Origin of the sequence: Psychrobacter immobilis, from assembly GCF_904846225.1 — a bacterium.
GTDB classification, from domain to species: Bacteria; Pseudomonadota; Gammaproteobacteria; order Pseudomonadales; family Moraxellaceae; genus Psychrobacter; species Psychrobacter immobilis_F.
Map to the genome: position 1 here is coordinate 261,668 of NZ_CAJGZJ010000001.1, position 24,343 is coordinate 286,010.

A 24,343-nucleotide genomic window follows, 5' to 3' on the forward strand; every position below is an offset into this window, starting at 1 on the left:
TCTAGATGTATATATGTATTCGTGATTATTATGGCAACTACGATTCAATCGTGTGTAATATTTTGTCACATCTATGTATAAAAAGTGCAGATAGCTTGCCACCAATTTGACGTATTAAACTTAGCATTTGTTATTGCAAGTCACGTTTACCCTCGTACACGAGAGCGCGTTTCTGCTAAAATCCCAACATTATATGACAGCATTAATATATTCAAAAAAACGCCTCCAGCGATGGATAACTCATAAACTAGTATGATTGACTGACAAGGATTTAGCATGCTATTAGCGCCCACTATTCAAAAAATACATAAACGCGCGCCCAAGTTAGGAAAAGCTGTTTCATTAGCGGCGGCAACTGGAGTCATCGCGGCTAACAGCTTCAGTTGTAGCATTCCTTTATGGCTGATGGGCGTTGGTAAAATTTTTACAGGTGCGGCTATTGCTGATAAAACAGTCATCAAAATCACCAATCACTGGATCGGTAGTAACAATGCTTTGATCGACAACATACTACCGCGTAAAGATTGGCGCATCAGCTTACCGGACGACGTTCACATTGATGGTAAATACTTGCTCGTCAGCAACCATCAATCTTGGGTAGACACCAGTATCGTCCAGTACATTAGTGAAAAACGCCTACCGTTAACACGTTTTTTTACCAAATTTGAGCTGATTTATATTCCTATTGTTGGTCAAGCTTTTTACTTTTTAGATTTCCCAATGATGCGGCGATACTCAAAAGAAGCCATTGCGAAAAATCCTGCCTTAAAGGGCAAAGATATCAATGAGGCGAAGCGTGCCTGCGCGCTATTAAAAGATAAGCCGTTTACGTTGCTAAATTACTTAGAAGGCACACGCTTCACCAAAACCAAGCGCGATCAACAACAGTCACCTTATACGCACTTGCTACAGCCACGCGCTGGCGGTCTGTCACTAGCCATTAATGCGCTCGGTGCAGATATCGATGGCATATTAGACATGACCATTGTTTATCCTGATGGTGTACCAACTTATAGTGACCTGTGGAAAGGAAACATTGCACGCTTAGGCGTTAACGTTAGACATATCAACATACCTGAATCATTATTCGCGGGCATTCAAAATGGTGGCTACGAAAACGATGCGGTCGTCAAAGCACAAATGTTTGAGTGGATTGAGCAAATATGGCGCGAAAAAGACCAACTGATTACCGATATGCTGGCAGACTTTGCAGCAAACCCTCAACTTGAAGATATTTAGCCTACAAGTTTGCAGGGATTGTTTAGAACGTTAATTTTAAATGATAAGTGGTCATGCACAATTATAATGAAAGATGGGTTGTTTTTTAGCCCTATTCATTGATAATGTGAGTAGTTATATGGCTGTTACTTTTTGACGGTCAATTACTGATTTGACCATAATTACCTAGCTTTTTGACCATCAATTACTCAATAGTCATGCATTCTATCTACGCCGCTATTTTTTGTCCTTTATCATTTATAAGGTTTGTCTGTGACCGCCTCTTCTTCTAGCTCGCATCTAAACTCAGCGCCAATGCCGAATCAGTCATCTCGCCTATCAGATGATAAGCCACCACGAGCAGATCGTCCGAAGCCCAGTCGCTTGAAGCTGACTTATGATATTGTGATGATTATCGCCATCAGTATTGATCTATTAGTAATTAGTATTGACGCGATTTTGATGAGTGATTTCATTCATAGTGCCGCAGAATGGCTGGCTGTTAGTGATACGCTCAGCTGGTATCAAAATACCTTGCATGACCCTCTACGTACGGTTGGCGGGTTTTTTACTCTATTTTTAATCCTTGAGCTCCTGCTACGTTGGGCCGTTGCAATCAAACAAAAATCCTATTATCGCTGGTTCTTTTTTCCTTTTGTACATTGGTACGAAGTATTAGGATGTTTTCCGCAGCTGCGAGCCTTGCGTTTGTTTCGCGTGGTGGTCATTGGCAGACGCCTCTATCAACTCGGCTACCAAGTGCTTCCCGAGCTATGGATCAATCGAATTAAATTCTATATCAATTTACTGTTAGAAGAATTATCCGACCGTGTCATACTAACCACTATCCAAAATTTTCGGCAGCAACTGACTGATCCTGAGACCCACAAATCATTTATTGAGTCCACTATAGCTCGCAATCGTAATGAGATTGAGGCAGCATTATTGTCTGTACTACGCACCGAGCTTGCGCCCAAATTACAAGAGCTGACGGCATCATCAGGTGGCGGTAGTATATTAGCGAGTGAGATGGGCAACGCTATTGAAGAAGGTTTGGCCAATACCCCTGAGTTACGCCGATATCTACGCATGATACCTATCGCTGGCAGCTTGATTGAGTCGCAACTGCAACATGTCGGTCATAATATAGGCGAGAACGTTGTCAACGCATTGAATAAACGTCTTCTTGATCCTGAGCGTCTCGATGTATTGATGGTTGCTATTGCCAGTGGCGTTGCAACCATCAATACTGACAATACAGCGCTGGATATTTTGATTTCCAGTATCATTGAGGACAGTTTGACTGAATTTGAAGCCCAAGTAAAAGTACAGCATTGGAAACATCAAGACATGCTTAATTTATAACCTATATTTCTAATAATAATTAAAAATAGAACAAATTATAGAACTCAATAATAAAAGCGGCACCGTTAATACAGTCAATTCACTCTGGAAGCGATACAGTGAGACTGGTATGAATTTTTCGCAGCCTCTGTATTAGCAGCAAGCAAGGAAAATTTATACCAGTCGCACGTGACTATTAATATATCGACTTTATTTAGAACAGCCTATACAGCGACAAGATTATCTTTTGAGGATTTATATATGACAGTTTCAGATAAAGACAACCAGACTGCAAGCGCCGCACCAGCGTTAGCATTTTATGGCAAAATGCTGACCTTTTCACGAGTACAGTTCAGCACAGATGATTTGGGTGCTATTGAAGCCCAGCTTGCTGAAACGCTGAGTAACAAATCGAGCAACATTCCTATCCTCATCGATAGCGAAGTGGAGCAAGACCTACCAGCCCTGATAGAATTGTTATGGTCATGGGGTTTACAGCCTATCGGCGTGGTAACAGGGACACTAGATGTGCAAGCACGTGCACAGCGCTTGGCTATATTTCCTGCTGACGGCAAACGTATCGAGCGTATTTTACCCAGCAAAAAAACGGCGGCTCAAGTCAGCAAAGCAGTAAATACTAATGGCACAGACTCTGCCAGCAATGATGACCATAATAATGCCACTGCTATCAGCGAGACAGCGACTGAAACGACGATATCTACGGTCACTGCAGAGACATTGATAAGCGCTGAGCATATTACTAGCCTATTTTATGATCAAATGTTACGCTCAGGACAAAGCCTTAACCACGTAGGTGGCGACTTAATCCTGACCAACAGTGTCAATAGCGGAGCCGAAGCTATTACTGACAATAGCTTGCATGTTTATGGTCGTGCCCAAGGTCGCTTGGTTGCTGGTGCAACGGGTGACAAAGACGCCCGTATTTTTTGTCAGGTTTTCAATCCTTCATTGGTTTCAGTCGCTGGCACTTATTGCTTGCGAGATAACTTACCCGAGCATGTGATTGATAAATCGGTACAAGTAAGATTTATAGAAGGCGAAGGCTTGGTATTTACTGTGATGGATAACGCATAGACTGCTATCGTATTAACAGCCATAAACGTTCAAGTGGTTTTTAGAAAAATAGAAAGACTGCGCTGAAGGCTGATTAAATGACTTCATTCATTACTATAGTAAGTTTATTTAACAAAAATGCTCTATGATGAATCCATGGCTCTGCCACTATTCACCTTATGCATTAGCGTCTATTTTATTATTCAAAAAGGCAGTATTAGTAAATAAATTTTATATCGTAAAGCCTTATCACCCATATATAGGCTGTTTTTCTGCTTTAGGATGTATCCTCAATTCAAGCGATTGTATCTAAATGGGCTAAAAATGGTTAAATTTTGCCAAACATTGTCAAATAGCTGATTAATATCTCGATATTATTTGCGCTACTTTCCTCGTTTGACGGCAATTTATCTCATTTTTATGACCATTTTTAAAATGAGGACACGCCCTAGTATAGACTTGCTATAAATTTTTATTTATTTATGCTAGGCTACCTTCGCAGGTAGTGCATGTACAGTAGGTGGATAATATACGTTTGCGCTATTCATTATTCATATTAAAAGATATCCCATTGATTCATAGGAGTGTGCCATTGTGGCGAAGATAGTTGTGATCACTTCAGGTAAAGGCGGTGTGGGTAAAACCACGACAAGTGCCTCTTTTGCTGCTGGTTTGGCGTTGCGTGGCTATAAGACAGTCGTTATCGATTTTGATGTGGGTCTACGTAATCTAGACTTAATCATGGGCTGTGAGAACCGAATCGTTTATGATTTTGTTGATGTCATCACCGGTAATGCACGCTTGTCGCAAGCACTTGTCAAAGACAAACAGCTTGAAAACTTGTACATCTTACCTGCCAGTCAAACACGCGATAAAGACGCATTGACGGATGACGGTGTGGCAGAGGTAATGGATGAGCTGTCCAAGCAGTTCGATTATATTATCTGTGACTCACCAGCAGGTATCGAGCGCGGCGCACAGTTGGCCATGTATCACGCTGATGAGGCGATTATCGTCACCAATCCTGAGATTTCTTCAGTACGTGACTCTGATCGTATTATTGGTATTTTACAGAGCCAAACTAAGAAGGTCGAAGAAGGTCAAGGCTCTGTTCGCGAGCATTTGATTATTACTCGTTATAATGCTGAACGTGCTGCGGCTAATGAGATGATGGATATCGATACGATCTCTAACGATATCTTGAAAGTTCCACTACTTGGTGTTGTTCCTGAAAGCCATTCGGTTCTTGAAGCATCTAACCATGGCGAGCCAGTCATTCACTATACCGACTCTGTTGCTGGTCAATGTTACGATGACATCGTCGCCCGTTTCTTAGGCGAAGAGCGTCCGCTACGTCATATTGACGTGAAGAAAAAGAGTTTATTACAGCGCTGGTTTGGGGGTTAATGATGACTAAGAAAAAAGGATTTTGGAGTAGCCTATTTGGTACTGATGACAGTAGTAGTTCAGGTAGCGCCAATTTGGCTACTGAACGGCTTAAAGTAATTGTGGCTAGCGAAAATCGCTTAAACAATCGCTTAACTGCTGACCGTATCGAAAAGATGAAACGTGAAATATTAGAAGTGGTCAATAAATACGTCAATGGTGTGCAGATAGATGATGTCAATATCAATCATCGTTCTGAGGATAGCCTAGATGTATTAGAGATGAATATCAGTTTACCTGAGCACAAAAAGTAATGTGATAAAAGCCATTCTATCGATTAACTCTTTTGTCGCTCATCTAAAAAGCCTTAAGTATCCTACTTAAGGCTTTTTTGTGGTTTGCTCTAGCCTGCCATTATTGAAGTCGTCACACTTTTCTTATCGGATATAATCGATTCACTATAAAAAAGTGCTACTGAAATAAGTTTTGCGCCGCATCAAACAGCAACGGCACAGCAAGCAAGTAAAACTAATTATTTCATCCGTGCTATTAAATTGTCTTTTTTGACAAACTGATGGTATAAAGCCGCGCCAATATGAATAAGCGTAAACGCAATAATGGTTGGCCAAATAATATTGGTATGCAAATTATTATAAAAGCGTGCCAAACCCCGATCTGGCGTGACAAAAACAGGAATTTGGAACAAGCCAAAAATATCAACAGGTCGACCGCCGTAGACCGACATCAACAAGCCCGCCATTGGCATTGCAATTAATAGAGCATATAGCCCAAAATGCGACAATTGTGATAATAACTGTTGCCACTTCGGCATGGTTACCGATGGCGGCGCTTTAGTCACTACGCGGTTAATCACCCGTGCTATCATCCAGCACAGCAAGCTGATACCAAACGATTTATGCAGTCCGATATAAAGGTTGCTATCAAGATTTTCATGCAACAACATCATTATCCACGTGATCAGTAATAAAAGCGCGCTAATCCAGTGAAATATGCGGCTACTGACGGGCCACTTTGATATGTTTGAATCTATATTACTCATTCGCTGCCTTATTAAATATCAATATTAGTCATATATAATCAATGTTATGAACAAAACGGCGACTCATTCAGCGATTAAAAATAATCGAATTTACGGGCCAACATCTTTATAGAAAAACCCAAACGTAGGCGAGAATCTAGCTGTCCAAGTCAATTAACTGATGCGCGATTTTATCTAAATCCGGCACTAAATAAGCGGTATTATTGATCATAACTGTCTGAAAAAGATAGGATAGCATAACGTTTTCGTTAATAGGTATTACTGTTTCATCGATTTCTGTATTATTTACTTGCTCAGTAAGTTCAATATCTTTGACCTCAGAAATACGAACTTGTAATTGCCTTAGCTCGCCTGCCGTTTGCAATGCCAAACGGTGATCTGAGGTATTACCTTCTAACACAATTATCTTATCAGGCAGCTCATCCTCTTGCAGTAGATGGAATACCACCACCTCATGTTGCTGCCAATGATAAGTGGACGTACGCTCCTCGTAGTTATCCACACTCAAAATCAGGCTGCTTGGAATGATCCAATCGGGTTGATTAAATGCTGGAACAATAGTCACATCAAGCATACCTTTGTTCGTAGTCAGTAAGCTTACTGCCTCAAACGAATGTTTCAAAATTTGTTTCATACATTGCTCACAATAAGTTAATGTGAAGAGGCTGCCTTTGCCCTTTCACCAATATAATCCGTCAGTTTTTTTGCTAGATCCACTGGACTACCGATAAAACTGCAATAGCCTGAATCAATGATAGCCTGAGGCTGGCTCGAGCAAGCACTCAAGCTTGGATCTTGCGCCCACAGTTGACTGTTATTACCTTGAATGAGGTCCAAGTGTTGTGAACCATCATGACCCATACCTGAAAATATAATATTGATCAACTCATTACCATAAACATCGCTGGTATTTTTGAGGATCTGACCAATAGAGGGCTTATATTCACCACTCCAAGCTTGCTCTAATAATATTATCCGACCTGTCGAATCACAGACAATCTGTTTATCGATGGGTGCTATGAGACACTGACCGACACGTAATCGCTGCGAATAGGTAATAACCTGACAATGCCAATCATTATGACGGTTAAGTATGCGCGGCAACGTGCCAATCATGGTTTGGTTAAAATGATGAGCCAATAAGATACAAACTGGTAGCGTGGGCGATAAGTTATCCAAAAATTCTTTTATGGCGCTAGGTCCACCCATAGAAGCGCCTAAAAATACCACGTAGCGCCAATTCGTCTCATTTTTATCATTGTTTTGAGCGGGAGTATCTATTAAGATCGGCAACGCAAATATGTCCGCAAATTTACGTGTCAATTTACGCTGCCATTTGGCGTATTGCCATGCTTCATTGAGATAAGGTGCTTGACTAAAACCTATCAACACGGCGGCTGGTTTAGAAGTAGTCGTCGCGGCAATCATGTCATCATCATAGTCACTGTCTATCAGCCAGATATCAATCACTGCATCAGCCAAATCAGTTTTTCTTTGCAATTGTGCTCGTGACATACAGCCAACAAGGGTAAACCCACAACTACGTACCGTATCCGAAAAAGCCATACGCTGATGATGATCTTCTGCAATGACCATCACCTTAATATCGTCTTTGTTTTTTGCTTTCAATGCTAAAATGCGTGCATTATCCTTCATGAGTGAGGCTGACCTCTTTACCCAGTATGCTCTGGATTTTGTTCAGCAACTCTTGTTCTTGGAATGGCTTACCCATATAGTCGTTCACGCCAATCTCTAGCGCACGCTCACGATGCTTCTCTCCAGTACGTGACGTAATCATGATGATTGGAATATGCTTCAAGCGCTTATTGTACCTAACTTGAGTAGCTACCTCAAAACCATCCATACGTGGCATTTCAATATCTAACAAGATCATGTCTGGTGTCATGTCTTGTAATACCTCAATCGCATCGATCCCATCTTTTGCAACAGCCACCTTAAACCCTTGGCGCTCCAAGAAACGTGACGTCACTTTACGTACAGTGACTGAGTCATCGACGACCAATATAGTGGCTTTCGACTCTATACGTCCTCGTTTAACATCAACCGACTTGGATAAATTTTTGCCTAGCTGTGCATTACGCATTAAAGCAATCAAATCTAGGATAAGCATGACCGAACCATCACCCATGATAGTCGCTGCAGAAATACCAGGAATATGTGATAGCTGTTGACCTAAGGGTTTTACAACCACTTCGATGCGCGATCCTGCAATTTGATCTACCTGTAAAGCAATATTGTGTCCAGTACGATTCTTAATAAGAATGAGCGGTAAGCTGGTATTGGTGTTGACGACAAGCTCGTTCAGTTTATTGCCTGATAGAATCTCATTTAAATAACGCACCCGATAATCAACGTCTTCAAAGCTTAATGTTGCCTCATCTGACTGATAATAGTCATACAGCTTTTCTGGATTAACACGAACCACACGCTCGATTTGTACCAATGGTATAGCATAATAACGATCTGCTGCACGCACAACCAACGCATCAGATACCGCCACAGTCAGTGGCAGGCGCATTGTAAAGTGCGATCCCTTACCTAGCTCTGAGACAACCGATACAACGCCACCTAATTGACGAATCTCGCTAATAACCACGTCCATGCCCACGCCGCGTCCAGAAATCTGCGTCACTTGTTTACTGGTACTTAATCCAGCATTAAAGATGTATTGCATGATATCTAGATCGGTTAGACTCGTATCATCTGCGTCAATAAGACCTTGTGAGATGGCTTTGTGACGTACTGCCTCTACATCGATTCCGCGTCCATCATCTATCAGCTCAATGACAATCTCACTACCCTCACGGTTTACTTCGAGAGTAATATGGCCACTACGCTCCTTGCCTGCTTTTAGACGTGTTGACGTGTTTTCGATACCGTGATCGACCGCGTTACGAAGCATATGCTCAAGTGGTGACGTAATGCGCTCTAGGATGGTTCTATCCATCTCATCATCAGCGTTGATAATCTTTAGTTCAACAGACTTGTTAAGTTCATTGGCAGTCTGACGCACGATACGCTCAAGACGCGGGGTCAAACGCGTAAATGGTACCATACGCGAATTCATCAGACCGTCTTGCAATTCTGTTTGCGTTCGCGATAGCTGCAATAAAAGACTTTCACTATCACGTGTTTTTTCTAACAATGTATGGTTAATATCTACCAAATCTGATGCCGATTCTGTCAAAGATTTTGATAGCTGATTTAAAGAAGAGTATTGATCCATTTCTAGAGGGTCAAAATCTTCATTAGTAATCAACTCATCATCTATTTGCGATAAAATCTGCGCTTCAAGCTCGATTTCCATACGGCGTAACTGATCGGCCAATCGCTGTACCGTCGTTCCCATATCTTCGATACTACTAGTCAAGCTACTGATACCCATATCTATGCGAGCACGGTTAATGGCTGATTCGCCAGATAAGTTGATCATATGTTCAATCACACCCCCTGAAATACGAATCATCTCATTGTTACTGGCACTCTGATCTTCTTCAGCCATACTGCTAAGCATAGAAGGCATTTCACTAATATCTTTTGCCAGATATTGTGAGTCTTGCTGTTCTTTTGCAACAAGGATCGCCTCACGCTCGGCTTGTAGCGACTCTTTGGGTACGTGTTTTAAGCTCTCAGGATTTTTGCCAAATTGTTGTAACGCCTCAATTAATAATGTAGGTGTGGGCGGATTGATATTCTGTCTAAGGATAGATACTGCGTCAGCAAGCCAGTCATGACTTACTACTAGTAGCTCTAAGACTTTTTTGGTAACAGGACGGCGGCCAGCCACAAAGTCACCATAAACGGACTCCATCTCATGAGCCAGATCGGCGACACCCGTGGCCGCAACCATTCGCGCACCACCTTTGATGGTATGCAAATCATGCTGAAGCGCTTGTAGCACGGTGATATTACTCGTGTCTTTTAAGAATACAGGCAGATATTTATTACGATGGGTAAGCTCTTCTGCTTCTTCTAAAAACACGGCTAAGATATCAGAGTCAGGTAAACTATCCGCCCATGATTGTTTAATCATCGTGCTTAAGCTTAAGGAATCTGTTACTTCATCGCTACTATCAGTATTTTCATTAGACCTGTTTTCAGTCGCAATGCTTTGAGTATCAGGTTCGAAATATTTGCTCGGCACTGGTATGACCAGCTCTACCGTTTCTGGTAACGATTTTGCCTTTTCAAGCTGTTGTAGCTGCTCAATAAGCTCTGAGGTAAAAAACGATTTTTTATAATTCACGATATGCATGATTTGCAATGACATTGTGTCTTGCACCATCTGCATAATCTCTAACCACTGCGCTGTCGGCACTCTTTTGTTATCTACAAATGCTTCATAGACGCTTTCGGCTTCGTGAGTCAGATCGCCAATACTACGAATACCAGCCATCCGCGCGCCACCTTTAATAGTATGCAGATGACGCTGCAAGACTTTCAACGCATTAATATTGGTTATATCAGCACGCCATTTATTAAAACTCTCGTCTAACGCAGCATCAAGCTCTTGAGCTTCTTCTAAAAATATTTCTAATAGCTCAGCATCCGTGTCGATAGACTCAAATTGCAGCTTAGCGGCTGGCACAGCTCGAACGATAAAGCCTTTCTCATTGCGACCATCATCCTCTTGATAAATACTTTGCAAATCTTCGAGAACTTGTTTGTCTATTTTTAATGAGGTACTACCAGCCAATGCATCAAACAAACCAACGAGTTGAGCATGGCCAGCATGCAATACGGCTTGAACATCTGTATCCCTCGCCTTACTAGGATTGCCCTGCAAGTACTTATAAGCATTGCCCAACTCATTGAGAATGGCAGTGAATTTCGGAAATTTTTGTGCTTTATTGGCCAAATATTGTATTTGTAAAATTTGCTGCGCTATATAGCTCTTAACACGCCCTGCCTCAGTGCTATTAAGCGCATCATCCAATTCCCATTCGGCATCCAGTAATTCATCAATATTATTATCTAATAACTGTTCTATCGTCGGTTTGCTATCAGCTATTATATGACCATCACTAGTAATAGATTGCTCACCCAGCATGGCTTGCAACGATGCTACATCTTGTTGGCTTTGCGTCTCTTCCATTGATAGGTCTTGTGGCTGAATGTTTTGTTTGTAATTATTCAGATAACCATCTATCAGCGTAGCAGACGTGGCTAATGCCTCTAAATGTTGAGCATTCATGGTAGTGTCTTGTTGTTGTAGCACCTCCAAGCTATGCTCTATGGTTGCGCTGACTTCGCTGATAGCAACCAAAGCACTAGAACCAGATGCCCCTCTCAACGTATGAAAAGCCCGCACAATCTCATCGGTTACTTCAACATGAAGCTGGTCTTGATGCTCATCAACAAACTGATCAATATCTTGTAACAAGCCTTCTGCTTCTTCGATAAAAATCTCAAAAAATTCTTTTTCTTGTTCGGTTTGAGGCGCTAAGAGAATCGGAGCTTCTGCTATCATGTCATTGACAGAGTTAATGAGCTGCAGCGTAATGTCGACCTCTTCGTGACTATCATCAAAATTAGTCGTCTCACTTGAATCGGAAGACGTTACTAAACCATGATTTGACTCATACTCAGACCTATTTACTGCTTGCGTATACAAGGCGATGTAGCTAAATTTATCACCTTGCTGCTTACTATATCCCTTAGCACAGGTAATCCATAATGGCACCATAGCTGGATAATTTTGACGGTTATTTTCAAATACCGTTAGCATCGCAGGATAAGCAGCCAATACATCGGTAATGAGCCGACAGATATCTGCTGAGGCAGTAATACTATGATCCAAAATGCGATTCAGCATGTCTTCTATAGACCACGCCAACTCAGCCGTATAATGAGCGCCTACCATACGACCTGAGCCTTTTAAGGTATGAAACCCACGACGAATATCCTTCAGTTCACTTAAATCGGTTGATGACAGTCGCCAAACCTCATATAAAGGGACGATTTCAGCCAATACCTCATTGGCCTCTTCTATAAATATCTCTTTAATATCAGGGTCTGCATCGTCTGCATCAGCAGGTAGTTGCTCGGTCTCCGCCATAAAAGGAATAAGTACCGCTGGAATCTCTAAACTAAATGACAATACCGATATCTCTTTCTTTTCACTATTATCACTTGTCTCGTTGGACTCATAATTAATAGTGTCGAGACCGTCTAATGACTCAGCGTCGTCAAGCATTGCGTTTGTTGTTTCTAATTCTGTGCTGCTTTCTACGTCAAAACCATCTATCTCAAACACTGTTGCAGTTTTGGTTGTTGTAGGCTCAGGTTGGGTTAGCCCAGCATTGATAGGCTGATTCGTCATTAAGTTCTGACTTTGTACAATGGTTATCGCAGGATCCAAACTTGGGGGTCGTTGCGCTTCAAAATCCGTAATCATTACTGGTAAACGTTTGGTTGTTTCTATTACTAAATTTACCACATCATCTGTAACAGGTAAGGTCTTATCTAAGAGACGATTCAGTAAGTTTTCGATTGCCCACGCCATCTCGCTAATGCTAAAAGCACTGACCATACGGCCTGAGCCTTTTAGGGTATGAAAATTTCGGCGCACTTCTGTTAGCGGGGTTAAATCCTGAGAATCCTGCTGCCAAATAGGCAAGAAGTCTTCTAGATCACCGATTACATCCGTCACCTCGTCAATAAAGATCTCACGAATATCTGCATCCATCTCAAAACTATCAGGCTTAACTTGTTCACGAGCGCGTGTTAACACCGCACTTTCTGTAACATTATCAATAGTGTGGCTACTCATGTCAGCAATATTTTGCTCCGACGTCGTCTCATTATCTACATTTGCATCGGTTGAAACTTGAGCGTTAAAAGGCTGGTCACTAGCAGGTGCAATTTCACCACTATCATCGTAACGAACTACATTTGCTGCTGGCTTTTGCGCCAAAAAAGTATCGTTAATCGTCTCTGGTGCTTCGATATAAGTAGTAAGAAGCTGTGCGGCTTTAGCAGTGTATTCATTTGCCTGTGTTAATAATTTTTGATCAAAAACCTGCTGCGCAAGACAATCTAATAACAACTCAAGAGAGGTTAATGCTTCAGCCACTGCTTGAGTGATATTCCAGCTGAGTGCTTCAACCTTATGAGTTACCAATTGCGTAAATACGCTGGCCATATCGTTTATGGTTTGACTAACTTCTGACAAACCCATATCCGCAAAATTATTACTAATTTTGGTAAAATCTGCAGCCGTTGGTAACAGATGAATGTCTTGGCGCTGTATATAATCGTTGAAACTTTGCTTTACTTCTTCTACCGCAATACGCAACTCACGCCAATCTTTAACCGTAGAGGCAGTCGCATGATTGTCATCCAGTGGCGCACCAACATTATCGAGCGCTTCAGACAATGTAGCAAAAAATCCGGACTCTCCTATCTTAAGAGATATTGCCTGCTCGGTATTATAAATAGCGCTATATAGCTCTTGCAGTTTGTGCTCAATCTGCCTCTGCTCTGGTATAAAGCCTTCGCTTGATGATAAAGCATATTCTATATCCGTCACGATTGACTCGACTTGCGACACATAATATGTCCAGCCTCGCCCTTCAAGTTGACGTTTTATTTTCTGTAAAGGGTTTAAAAGTGTATCGGGCTTATCTAGATTAAAAATAACTGTTTCGAGCTCACTCAGCATGCGCGGCAAGAAACGAGCTGTCATCGTGGGCGATAAATCATGCAGTATAGATTGAGTGCGTTCGCTATGTTTTGCCAGACCCTCTAAATCGATGTAGACCCTTATAGTTAAGTATCTAATAAAATTTGATGGCAGCCCAGATTGTTGAACACAAGACTCTATTACTTGCTCAAGCTGACTCAAAAGTGCTGCATAATGTTCAGGAAGGGGTGTGTCGTTATGAGGGATGTCTTTTAGCCACAATTCGGTTAAGTACCAAAGGCGTTGTAAATCATCATCCTGAGTGGTTTGCCACAAGTATTGGCTGACCCTATCTAATACTTTCAGTAAAGAAGATTGATTAGTATTGGCAATCAGTAGCTCTTGTACTTTCTGTCGCCAAACCAGTAATAACTGTCGATAGTGATGATCCGTCAAATGAGTGGCAACTCTATTTGTTGGTATTATTACCTCGATATTATCGATAATACTGTCGCTGATAGTACCGTCATCGATATCGTTACTGTATGAGTGCTCATGCTGACTACCGATAGAACTTGCAGATAATTGTGCCGCTGCACCCAGTCTTGACAATAGGTGAGTAAGCTCGTCAGTCGCTTTACGAATCAAAGAAGTATGACAGCTATTTGTAAGCGCGTATTGATTTAGCTCACGTTGTAGCAAACGATGAGAAAACTGCCCGATACGGCGGTGATAAGTAGAAACGCCATCACGGCTACCTGCTTCTGCCAGCAAGCTCAGATTATTGGTAAGGCTTGCTAGCAACGGAAGGCGGATCATGGTGAGTGCGCCGCTAACTTGATGGTAACTCTGCATCATCTGCTCATAATTAGTGCTATCAGCATCTAATTGCCAGCCATCAGATACCTGTGATAATTGCTGATTAAACAGTGGTAATAACCACTCAAGCGGCACTATGTCATTGGGCTGGTTTTTCATAGATTTATCCTAACTCGTCTAGGCACTAATTTAGGCATTTATTTTTTGCCACACATTAACCTGTGGGTGCGCAATACGGCGCATATTCGAAGGACGCCAAAATAACGCCTCACCTGGAGCCAATATAATATACCCACCCAACATGCACTGTTCTGATAGCCGCGCTAAAATATCGCGTTGATCAAACTTACGAAAATATAGCAGCATATTTTGACAGATAATCACATGCTGAAGATGCGAAGTGGGTGGTCTTTTTTCAATAATATTATGTAAAGCGAAGCGAACATATGGCCGCAAGATTGGCGCAATTTGCCAATGAACCTGAGTACCAGTGACCGCTTCTTTTGCCGTATATGAATCATAAAGATTCGATTTATCGATCACACTTTCAGCTTTTAGTGGCCGAACAAACTGCTGATAACGTTGTGGCATGAATAGCTGCTGGCGCTTATCATACTGTCCTAGTCGTGCTTTTAAAATGGCTTGTTGGCTGACATCTGTAGCCAATATCGTATAATTTGTCAGTTGCTCCGATGACAAGCTCATCGCCAGTGACCAAGGCTCCTGCCCACTTGCGCAACCAACGCTCCAAATACGAAATAACTTATTAGCACCATCGTCATTAACGCCATCGTTACTAATGTCATTAGCAATACTGTTATTAGCAATATTGTCATTACTCATGTCAGTATTGGCTGTTAGCTGATGCTGCTGCGCGTACTTTGTGACAAAATCTACAGACGGCATGTGGCGAAAGAAACGACTTTCATGAATGAGTATGTTATCTAACAATTGCTGACGTAAATCCTCATTACTTGGTAGCTGATGCCATAAACTTTTAGCGGTTATCCCATGCGATAAGGCTGTATGATAAATTGCATTTCTCAACCACTGCAGCTGGATATTTGGTAGAACAAAACCAGTCTCTTGCTCTATATACCGTTGCCAGTGCTGCACATCAATATTGTCTTCTTGCATAAAATCTGTAACCAAAGGAGTTTTGATTGTCTTAACTGGATTGCCATCTAGGGCGTGTCATCATTTAGATTGTGAGGCTTAAAATGAGATAAATGGCAGTTAAACAAGGAAAATAATGCAGGTAATATCGAGATATTCACCAGTTATTTGACGATGTTTAGCAAAATTTAGCCATTTCAAGACCACTAAATGATTAAGTGTGCTAATTGATGACATGCCCTAGTTGAGTAAAATTATTCACGTCACCTGCTATTATGATTGCAGCACATCATCACTACTCGTACCGTATTTTTATTCGCGTATTAATGAGAGGTTATAAGCGATTCATTATTTAAGGAGCGCTGAGATTTATTAATAAGCGCTTTCTGACAATAATTTATCATTATTTAGCATGCCATTATCTAATAGCTCATCATCCGTTACTTTAAAACCAGTCACTGATTCTTGTAGTGCTGCGGCCATTTCGCTTAGCTCGCCAATAGAGCGTGCTGTGGCCATCGTACCGGATGATGTTTGTGAAGTAATGTCTTGAATAATATTCATGGTATGAGAGATGTGTCCAGCAGATTCAGCCTGCTGCATTGCTGCGTTTGAGATGTTTTGAATCAAATCAGCCAACGTATTAGAAACATTCTGTACCTCTTCTAGTGCTTCACCAGCATCTTTCGCCAAACGCGCACCACGTATAACTTCCGAGGTTGTAGACTCCATCGACATGACCGCTTCGTTGGTATCTGCCTGAATCGTTTTTACCAATGTTTCAATCTGTTTGGTCGCATTAGCAGAGCGCTCAGCAAGGCGTTGAACCTCATCGGCAACAACCGCAAAACCTCGCCCCGCTTCACCAGCCATCGATGCTTGAATAGCAGCGTTCAATGCCAACACGTTAGTCTGATCAGCAATATCATTAATCAAACCAACGATATCTCCAATTTCTTGCGATGACTCGCCAAGGCGTTTGATACGCTTGGAGGTCTCTTGAATTTGATCACGAATAACGTTCATGCCCTCAATAGAGCGCTGTACAACCTCTGCTCCATTGTAAGAAATAGCCACTGAACGCTGGGCAACTGTCGCCGACTCTGAAGCGTTGTTTGAAACTTGGTCGATCGACATCGTCATCTCATTGATAGCTGCTGACACACCAGCGATTTCCTGCGCTTGATGCTCAGATGCTTCAGCAAGTTCAATAGCATTCATCTGTGTTTGCTCTGATGATTGCGAAACGCGGTCGGCCGTGTTGTTAATAACCAATACCAACTGACGCAGTTGGTCAATTGCAAAGTTCACTGAGTCAGCAATCGCCCCAGTAAAATCTTCTGATACAGTTGCATTCACCGTCAAATCACCTTCTGCCAAATCCCCTAACTCATCAAGCAAACGTAGAATAGCAATCTGGTTACGCTCGTTTTCTTCTTGAATTTGACGCGCACGCTCAGATTCTGTTTCTGCTTCTTGGCGACGACGTAGGGTTTCTTTCTCAATAATGAATCGCTCTGAGCCACCCTTCTGTTTCAGTAGCTGGTACAAAGCAAAAATAATACCGAGTGTAGCGACTACAAATATAACTGCTGGTAGAACAATCGATTCATTGAAGTTGGCGAAGTCTTGGCTCACCGATGATACTGAGTTAATCAGCCAAACCGCACACGCCACACTTAATAAAACAAAAAATCCTAATAACAAATTCCATGTTTTGTTAAGATTTTTGTCATCTGTTTTTTTTGTCATAGCAGCTACCGGTTTTTTTATAACATCACTCATCTTGCGTATTCCTTCCAAACAATCATCAAAGTCTTCTCGTGACTGACTTTGACAATCTTATTGTTATCGAAACAATGATTAGCAAAGCCTGTATGAATGCTGACATCCAACCGTACTGTGTCAGTCGCTATTATGCTGTCGTTACTAGTCTGTCGTTACTTCACAAACCAGTATTTATTACCAAAAACTATATCGCAGCATCTATATACTGTAGATCTTGCGTGAGTAAGCTTGGCATAAAAACATACCACTCCTGCTCATTTTTTAAAAACTTACCGTGATTATAAGGGGCAAAAGGCGAATTAGGCTCGATAGCTTCTGCGCGGTATTGATCGTGAGTGAATTGTTCAATACCAATCACTTGATCGACTAGCAATCCTGAAAAGAAATTGCCATGATCAATGACCATAACTTTACGCTGACTCAGTTGTGCTAAGCGGCTAGGAACCTGTAAAAACTGAGACAAATCTGTAATGGGCAATAAGCGTCCACGGATATTGGCGATACCTAACATCCAAGGCTTTACTAAAGGTAAGCTTGTATATTCTGGCATGGCGAGCACTTCTGATACCTGACCCATAGGCGCAACCAATCGTTGGCCACCAATCTCAAATACCACACCTTGCCAATCGTACTCTTTTCCACCGCGGCGGCCACTTTTGCGCGCGCGTGCCAAATCTGCCAAACGCAGCAGCTCAATGAACCCTTTAGAAGCCACAAGCTACCCCATTACTTTTTGAATAATGTTGACCAATTCATTTTCATTAATTGGCTTAGTCATATATTCTTTAGCACCTTGACGCTTACCCCATACTTTATCTGTTTCTTGGTTCTTGGTACTGATCATGATCACAGGAATATGGGCGGTGGTTTTGCCGCGCGTTATTTTTCGAGTGGCTTGAAAGCCATTCATTTCAGGCATGACTATATCCATTAGGATAACATCGGGTAAGTGATCAGCTGCCATCTGACAGCCTTGCTCGCCATTCATCGCCTCTAATACTTTAAAGTTATGTCGAGCAAGCATGTCGCGAAACTTTGCCATTTCAGATGGCGAATCATCAATGACTAAGACAGTAGTCATAAGAATTTCCTTTATTTTGAAAATATCAATGAGAGCATATTGATAGATAGTTGAGAAAAACCGTATGAAAACGACACGTCCAAAAGCAATGGTAGCGTGACTTTATTCACAGTTATGCTTAAATACTAGGCCATTGTCAGTAATGTTACTGAAATTAGCAATCTTACCGAATGATGACATTTACCTTGTACGCTAATCTGTATAAATACGCATCAACTACCTAAGCTTGCAAGTTTGAGTTTAGCCATACTTTTACAGATATTCCTGCTAGCGATACTGATTAATGGCATCAAATAGCTCATCTTTACTGAACGGTTTTGTCAAATACTCATCAGAACCAACAATGCGACCTCTTGCTTTGTCAAACAAACCATCTTTAGACGACAGCATAATCACTGGCTTATTGGCATAATCAGGGTTGTTTTTTATCAGCGCACAAGTCTGATAGCCATCTAAACGTGGCATCATGACGTCAACAAAAATAATATCTGGGTTGTTATCGACGATTTTTGCTAACGCATCAAAACCGTCAATCGCAGTTACTACTTCACAACCTGCTTTTTGCAACAAAGTTTCTGCAGTACGGCGGATGGTTTTTGAGTCGTCAATCACCATCACTTTTAAGCCATCAAAATTATTTTCCATTATATTGTCCTATAAACGACTATTTGTTCGTAATACTATCCATCAATACAAAATTTTAACTGTCACTTCAACCTGTCATATCACTTATTATGTGATTGATACCAACGGCTAAGCTTGCATTGCCATAAGTGATGACAGCGAACGGATCATCTGTCAGTATCTACCTATCAAACACGGCGTCAACATAAGTTACTATACGCACTTTATTATTCATAAGCTTACTAAATTGAACCTGATTTTTAGGGCTTTTTGGACGAACGCTTACGTTTTTATTACCGCTAACGGTAATATTATTTGTTTTAGTACGTTCTGCCATGGATCATGAAAGTATCCGCCAAAAACTCAACTCAGAAATGTCATTAAATTTATGATATTTCTGCATTATATAGAAACAAAGCGCACATTACTGAATAATTCTACTTTGTAATAAAAGTGTATAATTATGTGTGTTTTAGCACAGTTATCGATTCTTTTCCAGCGATTAACCTATCAATATTTGTACTGTCTAGTAATATTACTAATCACGCTTGGCTATGTTTGCTACCAATCATTCCTATTAAAACTTTATTTTTGTAGGAATAGGTAGGAATAGTAAGTAATAGGCAGTCGTTCCACCTCGTTATAATTCACTATATAATAAAACAACGATTACTATGGTGCCTGCTATGACTCTTTCTAAATTTTTAAAAAACAGCACCTATTTGCTAAGTGCTTTGCTACTTGTTGCCTGTCAGCCATCCCCGCCTACCGATGAGCCCATAGAGGCTGAAAACAGCGCAGCCGCAGAGACGCCACTTATCATTACTAATGATAGTGTAACCATGGCACCTGATCATATATTGAGCATAAAGCCTTCACGTTATCAGCCAAGCCTTGGCTTGCAGGGTAGTATCGAACCTGTTAAAAAAACTGAGCTCATTTCAGCACATCCTATTACTGTCGAAAAAATACTGGTCAGTGAGGGTCAATGGGTAGAAAAAGGGATGCCTTTACTCATTGTTCGACGTTTGGATACAGAAGACAGCGTATCTCCACAATCAGGAAGTTCTACCCAAGAGAGTGAGTTGACGGTTGATGCCAAACAGAAAGATCAACCAGACACCAGCCCAAACTCCGCTCAATCCACATCGGATAGCAAAGAGCTATCAAAAGCAAAGCCATCTGTAGAAAATGCTAACGTCGATCCTAGCAGTAATGTGGCAACTAACAGTAATGTGGCAACTAGTACCGATAGCGCAGCAGACTCAAAACCACTATATAACTTGGCGACAGTGCGGGCCAGTTTTTCAGGGCGAGTAGAAAATATAGAAGTAGCAGCAGGACAAAAGCTAGCGGCTCAGACGCGGTTATTACATCTTAGCGATGAGTCTAAACTGTACTTTATCGCCACGCTGCCTATTCAAGCGAAACCTCAGCTTTCGATTGGCCAAACGGTTAATTTTACGGCTCAAGGTATATCAGACAACTTTACGGGTCAGGTCAGTAAACTCACCGTAACCCGTCAGCCTAAAAAACTCTTAGTCTATGTAGAGGTGATTGACAATAAGGTAAATCGCGGCAAATTATTGTCAGATACGAAGGTGACGGGACGCGTCAACTACGGTCAAATAGATGTGGGTACTATTGTGCCCGAGCGCGCGCTCCATGATGTTGACTTAACAGAATTAAGAATGCCACCATATAAGCCGCTCAGACCTTTGACCGCCAATGTATGGATTATTGGGCAAGATCAGCGTTTGAAAGAGCGACCGATTGAGGTAGTTGAATACAATCCAACGACGCAGCAATATTTAATTGCGGGTATCAGTAATGATACCTTGATTTGTTTGGCTGATTTACCTGTTGATTCTAAAGGCAAAAAAGTTATTGTTTCATAGTAATCAGCGATGACAGTTACATTGCGTAGAAACATTAACAAAGGTTATCTTGCTTTGTAACAGCCTAATTAGGCAATATGTCTATATCATATATAGCGGTAACCGAGTACTTGTATCATTTGACCTTAAATCGCTAAATAGCTTAAAAACTTTTAGCGAGCACTTTAAGGCTCAGAGGCTTGATATCTTAAATATTTGAGAAGCTAAGGTCATTAATGTAGTTATCATGATTGAAATATCAACACACATGAGATTTTTTTTAAACCATAACAACAACTAAAGGACAAAACCATGAGCAAGCAAATTCTATTGATTGAAGATGATCCAGATTTAGCTGAGTTAATCAGCGACTACCTGACGATGAATTATTATGATGTACATCATGCAGGACTTGGTCAGGAAGGGCTTGACTTATTGGACACCAAAGAGCGTGATATTGATTTGGTCGTGCTTGATTTGATGCTGCCTGACATGGACGGTATGCAAGTATGTCAAAAAATTCGCGGCAACAAAAATAACATGACCAATAAAGTGCCGATCATCATGCTAACCGCGAAAGGCGACACAACGGATCGCGTATTGGGTCTTGAGATGGGTGCTGATGACTATATCTCTAAACCTTTTGAGCCACGTGAGCTTCTCGCTCGCATCCGTGCGGTTATTCGTCGACACGAGCAACCCAATCAAGCGGACAGCCAATCAGACAGCTTGACTTTCGGTCGTTTGAGCGTATTCCCTGATAGCCATGAAGTGACTATCGATGATGAAGCAGTACGTTTGACGACGCATCAGTTTCAACTATTGCATTATTTTGCCACTCATTCTGGTAAAGTACTGAACCGCGAGCAACTTTGGCAAGCCATGCCAAACGACGACAGCTCCGACAACATCGATCGCGCGATTGACGTTCATATTTCACGTTTACGTGCTTTGATCGAAGACAATCCACGCCAGCCAAAACGTATTATTACCGTGCGCGGCGTTGGCTATCAATTTGCAACCGATCAGGTATAAGCGTCTGATAATAGAGATGGTTTAATGCAGCAGTTAGGATTTCGTTCCGTCTTTGCCAAGCTATTTGCCAGCGTCATGCTGGCACTTATCTTATTTGCCGTCGCTATGGTACTACTGACGCAACTTGTGCATGATAAAGATGCGGGTATTCGCTCAGAAGTATTAGCCACACAGATTTTGGGTCAAATAGACCCATTTTTGCATGAGCTTAATATCTCTATTAGTAAAGACAGTCGTTTACAGTCACGCTTTATGCTAGCAGTGGTCAAGAAAAGTTTTGATATCTTTGATGAATCATTACAGGCAAAAATGGGATTATATGACAGCGAAGGTCATTTACTCATGCAAACTGACAATAGTGACTTACCCTTAGTACTACCAGCACCTCCTTCTCTATTTTCACGCGTTTTTCCTTCATTTGCAGACACCTCCCCTACCAAGCAAGCCCAAGTATATAGTAGCACTGGCTACACACTCTTGTATGAGTCGCGCTTGCCTCCCAAAAAACCTGTACTCTCTGCCGCACTCAATTTATTTACAGGTACGCTACTACTCCTACTTATTATGGCGGGTGTACTGTGGTGGATTGCTCGTACCATTACTTGGCGTATCAATCAGATGAGCCAGCAAATGACGCAATTGGGTGATGGCGACTTTACGGTACGCGTGAATGCTCATGGTAATGATGAGATTGCCTCATTAGCCCGTGGCTTTAACCAAGCAGCACAAAAAATCGAACACCTGATTGATGCCAATAATTTATTACTGGCACATGCGTCTCATGAGCTACGCACGCCCATCACTCGTATTCGCTTACAGATTGAGATGATGGATATGCTAACTGGCGCTCTGCCATCTGATACCAAAGCAAAATTTGATAAACGCGCGCACGCCATTAATCGCGACTTATCAGGGCTCAATGATTTGGTAGAGAGCATCTTATTGGTCAGCCGTCTAGATGCGGGTCATGCTTTACAGCAAATTGAGAGCTTAGACTTGTATGATCTAGTCAATCAAGAACGTCAACATTATCCTGAAGCCACATTGATTGGTGAGCACCTCGTGATTGATGGGCAGTCAGCGATGCTGACCCATTTAATTCGTAACTTATTGACCAATGCTATGCTGCACGGTAAACCCCCAGTGACCGTATTGTTGTATGGCGTTCAGACTGTTGAGGAAGCAGATGCCGTACCTGACTATCTGTTACAAACGGTGCTCTGTAGCAGCTTTATTGATTATAATAGTTCTGATTTTGAGTCTTATGATGAGCTGATTGATGTCAACGAAGAAACAATGCAGAGCACCTCAAATCTAAACGATTCATCCATCACTACTGATAAGGTTAAATCTGAAACAGTTGATACGATGGTCATATTGCCAGCCCCCGATATCTATCAAAACGGCGAAAATATTACTGTCGATAGCGATGCCAATCCCGATACAAATATAGATACTGATGTCGATAGCATTGAAACCAGTGTGCCTGCGACAGAATCTACCGCTCAAATCAATTTAGGCACTGTGACAAGCTCAACAAACAGTAGCGACATACCTAAAACCACTACTGACTCATCATTGCTTGCTAACTATTATAGCTTTACCAATGATTTGACTGACAGAATTAAAAAGGTCATTTGGAAGGCCGTCCCTGAGTCTAAATCGGTTTCTGAAGCCATTGACCCTAATAAGGTCGCTGCTAACAGCAAGGCGACTGATAGCAAGGCGAATGCGACTTCCAAAGATGTAGAAAAGAGTAGCAGTATCGATAACGAGACGCACACTGCTGATAAAGCAGATGTTGGTTCAACTGTCATCAAAAAGGATAGTAAAAACGGTGTTCAAAATGACAGTGAGACGACTGGTACACCGCGCAAAGAAAGCTTATTTTCCAAACATCTAAAAAAATCCAAAGCCGAACCCGTACGCCCACTGCCAAAATATGCAGTGTTAGCAGTGATCGATGAAGGCACAGGAATTCCTGAAGACAAACGCGAAGAAGTCTTTAGCCCATTTGTACGTTTGCAGCAAAAGAACAAAGGCTCTGGTTTGGGTTTATCTTTGGTTTCACAAATTGTCACCGCTCATCAAGGCCGCATCAGCACCGATACTATAAATGGTCATACTAGATTTTTAGTCGTTATACCCATCAAACACGACCCTCATTATAATCAGTACGATTAAAAAGCTATGTTCTAAGGCGTATCCTTTTAGTTATCCTCGCAATTTCCATTCAATATAATCATTTTCTCTAATAGCTATTAGTCATAAGCGGG

16 protein-coding genes and 1 pseudogene are annotated in these 24,343 nt (G+C 41.6%); 8 read left to right on the plus strand and 9 right to left on the minus strand.

Annotation, left to right across the window (positions count from 1 at the left end; all coding sequences use genetic code 11):
• Positions 1-276: 276 nt before the first annotated feature.
• The 5 genes from JMX48_RS01170 (at position 277) to minE (ending at position 5,336) form a co-directional block, all read left to right on the plus strand.
• Entirely contained in the window at positions 277-1,239 is a 963-nt protein-coding gene (locus JMX48_RS01170; protein WP_201533374.1) for an acyltransferase, read from the plus strand.
• 252 nt (positions 1,240-1,491) lie between these two features.
• Entirely contained in the window at positions 1,492-2,583 is a 1,092-nt protein-coding gene (locus tag JMX48_RS01175; RefSeq protein WP_227687836.1) for a hypothetical protein, read from the plus strand.
• A gap of 240 nt (positions 2,584-2,823) precedes the next feature.
• On the plus strand, positions 2,824-3,657 hold the full coding sequence (gene minC, locus JMX48_RS01180) for a septum site-determining protein MinC (protein WP_201533376.1): 834 nt from the start codon (positions 2,824-2,826) through the stop codon (positions 3,655-3,657).
• Between the two features lie 573 nt (positions 3,658-4,230).
• On the plus strand, positions 4,231-5,043 hold the full coding sequence (minD, locus tag JMX48_RS01185) for a septum site-determining protein MinD (RefSeq protein WP_201533378.1): 813 nt from the start codon (positions 4,231-4,233) through the stop codon (positions 5,041-5,043).
• Positions 5,044-5,045: 2 nt separating this feature from the next.
• Positions 5,046-5,336: a cell division topological specificity factor MinE gene (gene minE, locus JMX48_RS01190; protein ID WP_201533380.1), complete on the plus strand. Its 291-nt coding sequence runs from the start codon at positions 5,046-5,048 to the stop codon at positions 5,334-5,336.
• A 218-nt stretch (positions 5,337-5,554) separates the two neighbouring features.
• Here minE and JMX48_RS01195 read toward each other — a convergent pair whose 3' ends face one another.
• From JMX48_RS01195 to pilG, 9 genes and pseudogenes are all read right to left on the minus strand, one after another.
• Complete coding sequence (locus JMX48_RS01195; RefSeq protein ID WP_201533382.1) at positions 5,555-6,082, minus strand: cytochrome b; 528 nt, start codon at positions 6,080-6,082, stop codon at positions 5,555-5,557.
• 136 nt (positions 6,083-6,218) lie between these two features.
• A complete protein-coding gene (locus tag JMX48_RS01200; RefSeq protein ID WP_201533384.1) occupies positions 6,219-6,716 on the minus strand; it encodes a hypothetical protein in 498 nt (165 codons plus the stop codon).
• A 17-nt stretch (positions 6,717-6,733) separates the two neighbouring features.
• Positions 6,734-7,738, minus strand: coding sequence for a chemotaxis protein CheB (locus tag JMX48_RS01205; protein ID WP_201533386.1), 1,005 nt, complete (start codon positions 7,736-7,738; stop codon positions 6,734-6,736).
• Positions 7,728-14,705 carry an Hpt domain-containing protein gene (locus tag JMX48_RS01210; RefSeq protein WP_201533387.1) on the minus strand — a complete coding sequence of 2,326 codons (6,978 nt, stop codon included), beginning with the start codon at positions 14,703-14,705 and terminating at the stop codon, positions 7,728-7,730. The genes JMX48_RS01205 and JMX48_RS01210 overlap by 11 nt, the downstream gene beginning before the upstream one ends.
• A 30-nt stretch (positions 14,706-14,735) precedes the next feature.
• Positions 14,736-15,683, minus strand: a complete 948-nt coding sequence (locus tag JMX48_RS01215; protein ID WP_201533388.1) for a CheR family methyltransferase — start codon at positions 15,681-15,683, stop codon at positions 14,736-14,738.
• A gap of 351 nt (positions 15,684-16,034) precedes the next feature.
• Positions 16,035-17,108 (minus strand): annotated as a pseudogene (locus JMX48_RS01220) (methyl-accepting chemotaxis protein); the annotation flags it as partial.
• Positions 17,109-17,634: 526 nt separating this feature from the next.
• On the minus strand, positions 17,635-18,165 hold the full coding sequence (locus JMX48_RS01225; protein WP_201533390.1) for a chemotaxis protein CheW: 531 nt from the start codon (positions 18,163-18,165) through the stop codon (positions 17,635-17,637).
• Between the two features lie 3 nt (positions 18,166-18,168).
• Positions 18,169-18,531 carry a response regulator gene (locus JMX48_RS01230; protein ID WP_201533391.1) on the minus strand — a complete coding sequence of 121 codons (363 nt, stop codon included), beginning with the start codon at positions 18,529-18,531 and terminating at the stop codon, positions 18,169-18,171.
• A 267-nt stretch (positions 18,532-18,798) separates the two neighbouring features.
• Positions 18,799-19,176, minus strand: coding sequence for a twitching motility response regulator PilG (gene pilG / locus JMX48_RS01235; protein WP_201533392.1), 378 nt, complete (start codon positions 19,174-19,176; stop codon positions 18,799-18,801).
• Positions 19,177-19,841: 665 nt separating this feature from the next.
• Between pilG and JMX48_RS01240 the strand changes: the two genes are divergently transcribed.
• The 3 genes from JMX48_RS01240 to JMX48_RS01250 all read left to right on the plus strand — a co-directional run bounded on the left by JMX48_RS01240 (position 19,842) and on the right by JMX48_RS01250 (position 24,251).
• The gene (locus tag JMX48_RS01240; protein ID WP_201533394.1) at positions 19,842-21,053 is read left to right on the plus strand and encodes an efflux RND transporter periplasmic adaptor subunit; all 1,212 of its coding nucleotides are present in this window, start codon (positions 19,842-19,844) and stop codon (positions 21,051-21,053) included.
• A 291-nt stretch (positions 21,054-21,344) separates the two neighbouring features.
• Positions 21,345-22,067: a response regulator transcription factor gene (locus tag JMX48_RS01245; RefSeq protein WP_201533396.1), complete on the plus strand. Its 723-nt coding sequence runs from the start codon at positions 21,345-21,347 to the stop codon at positions 22,065-22,067.
• Between the two features lie 24 nt (positions 22,068-22,091).
• Positions 22,092-24,251 carry a sensor histidine kinase gene (locus JMX48_RS01250; RefSeq protein WP_201533398.1) on the plus strand — a complete coding sequence of 720 codons (2,160 nt, stop codon included), beginning with the start codon at positions 22,092-22,094 and terminating at the stop codon, positions 24,249-24,251.
• Positions 24,252-24,343: the final 92 nt, after the last annotated feature.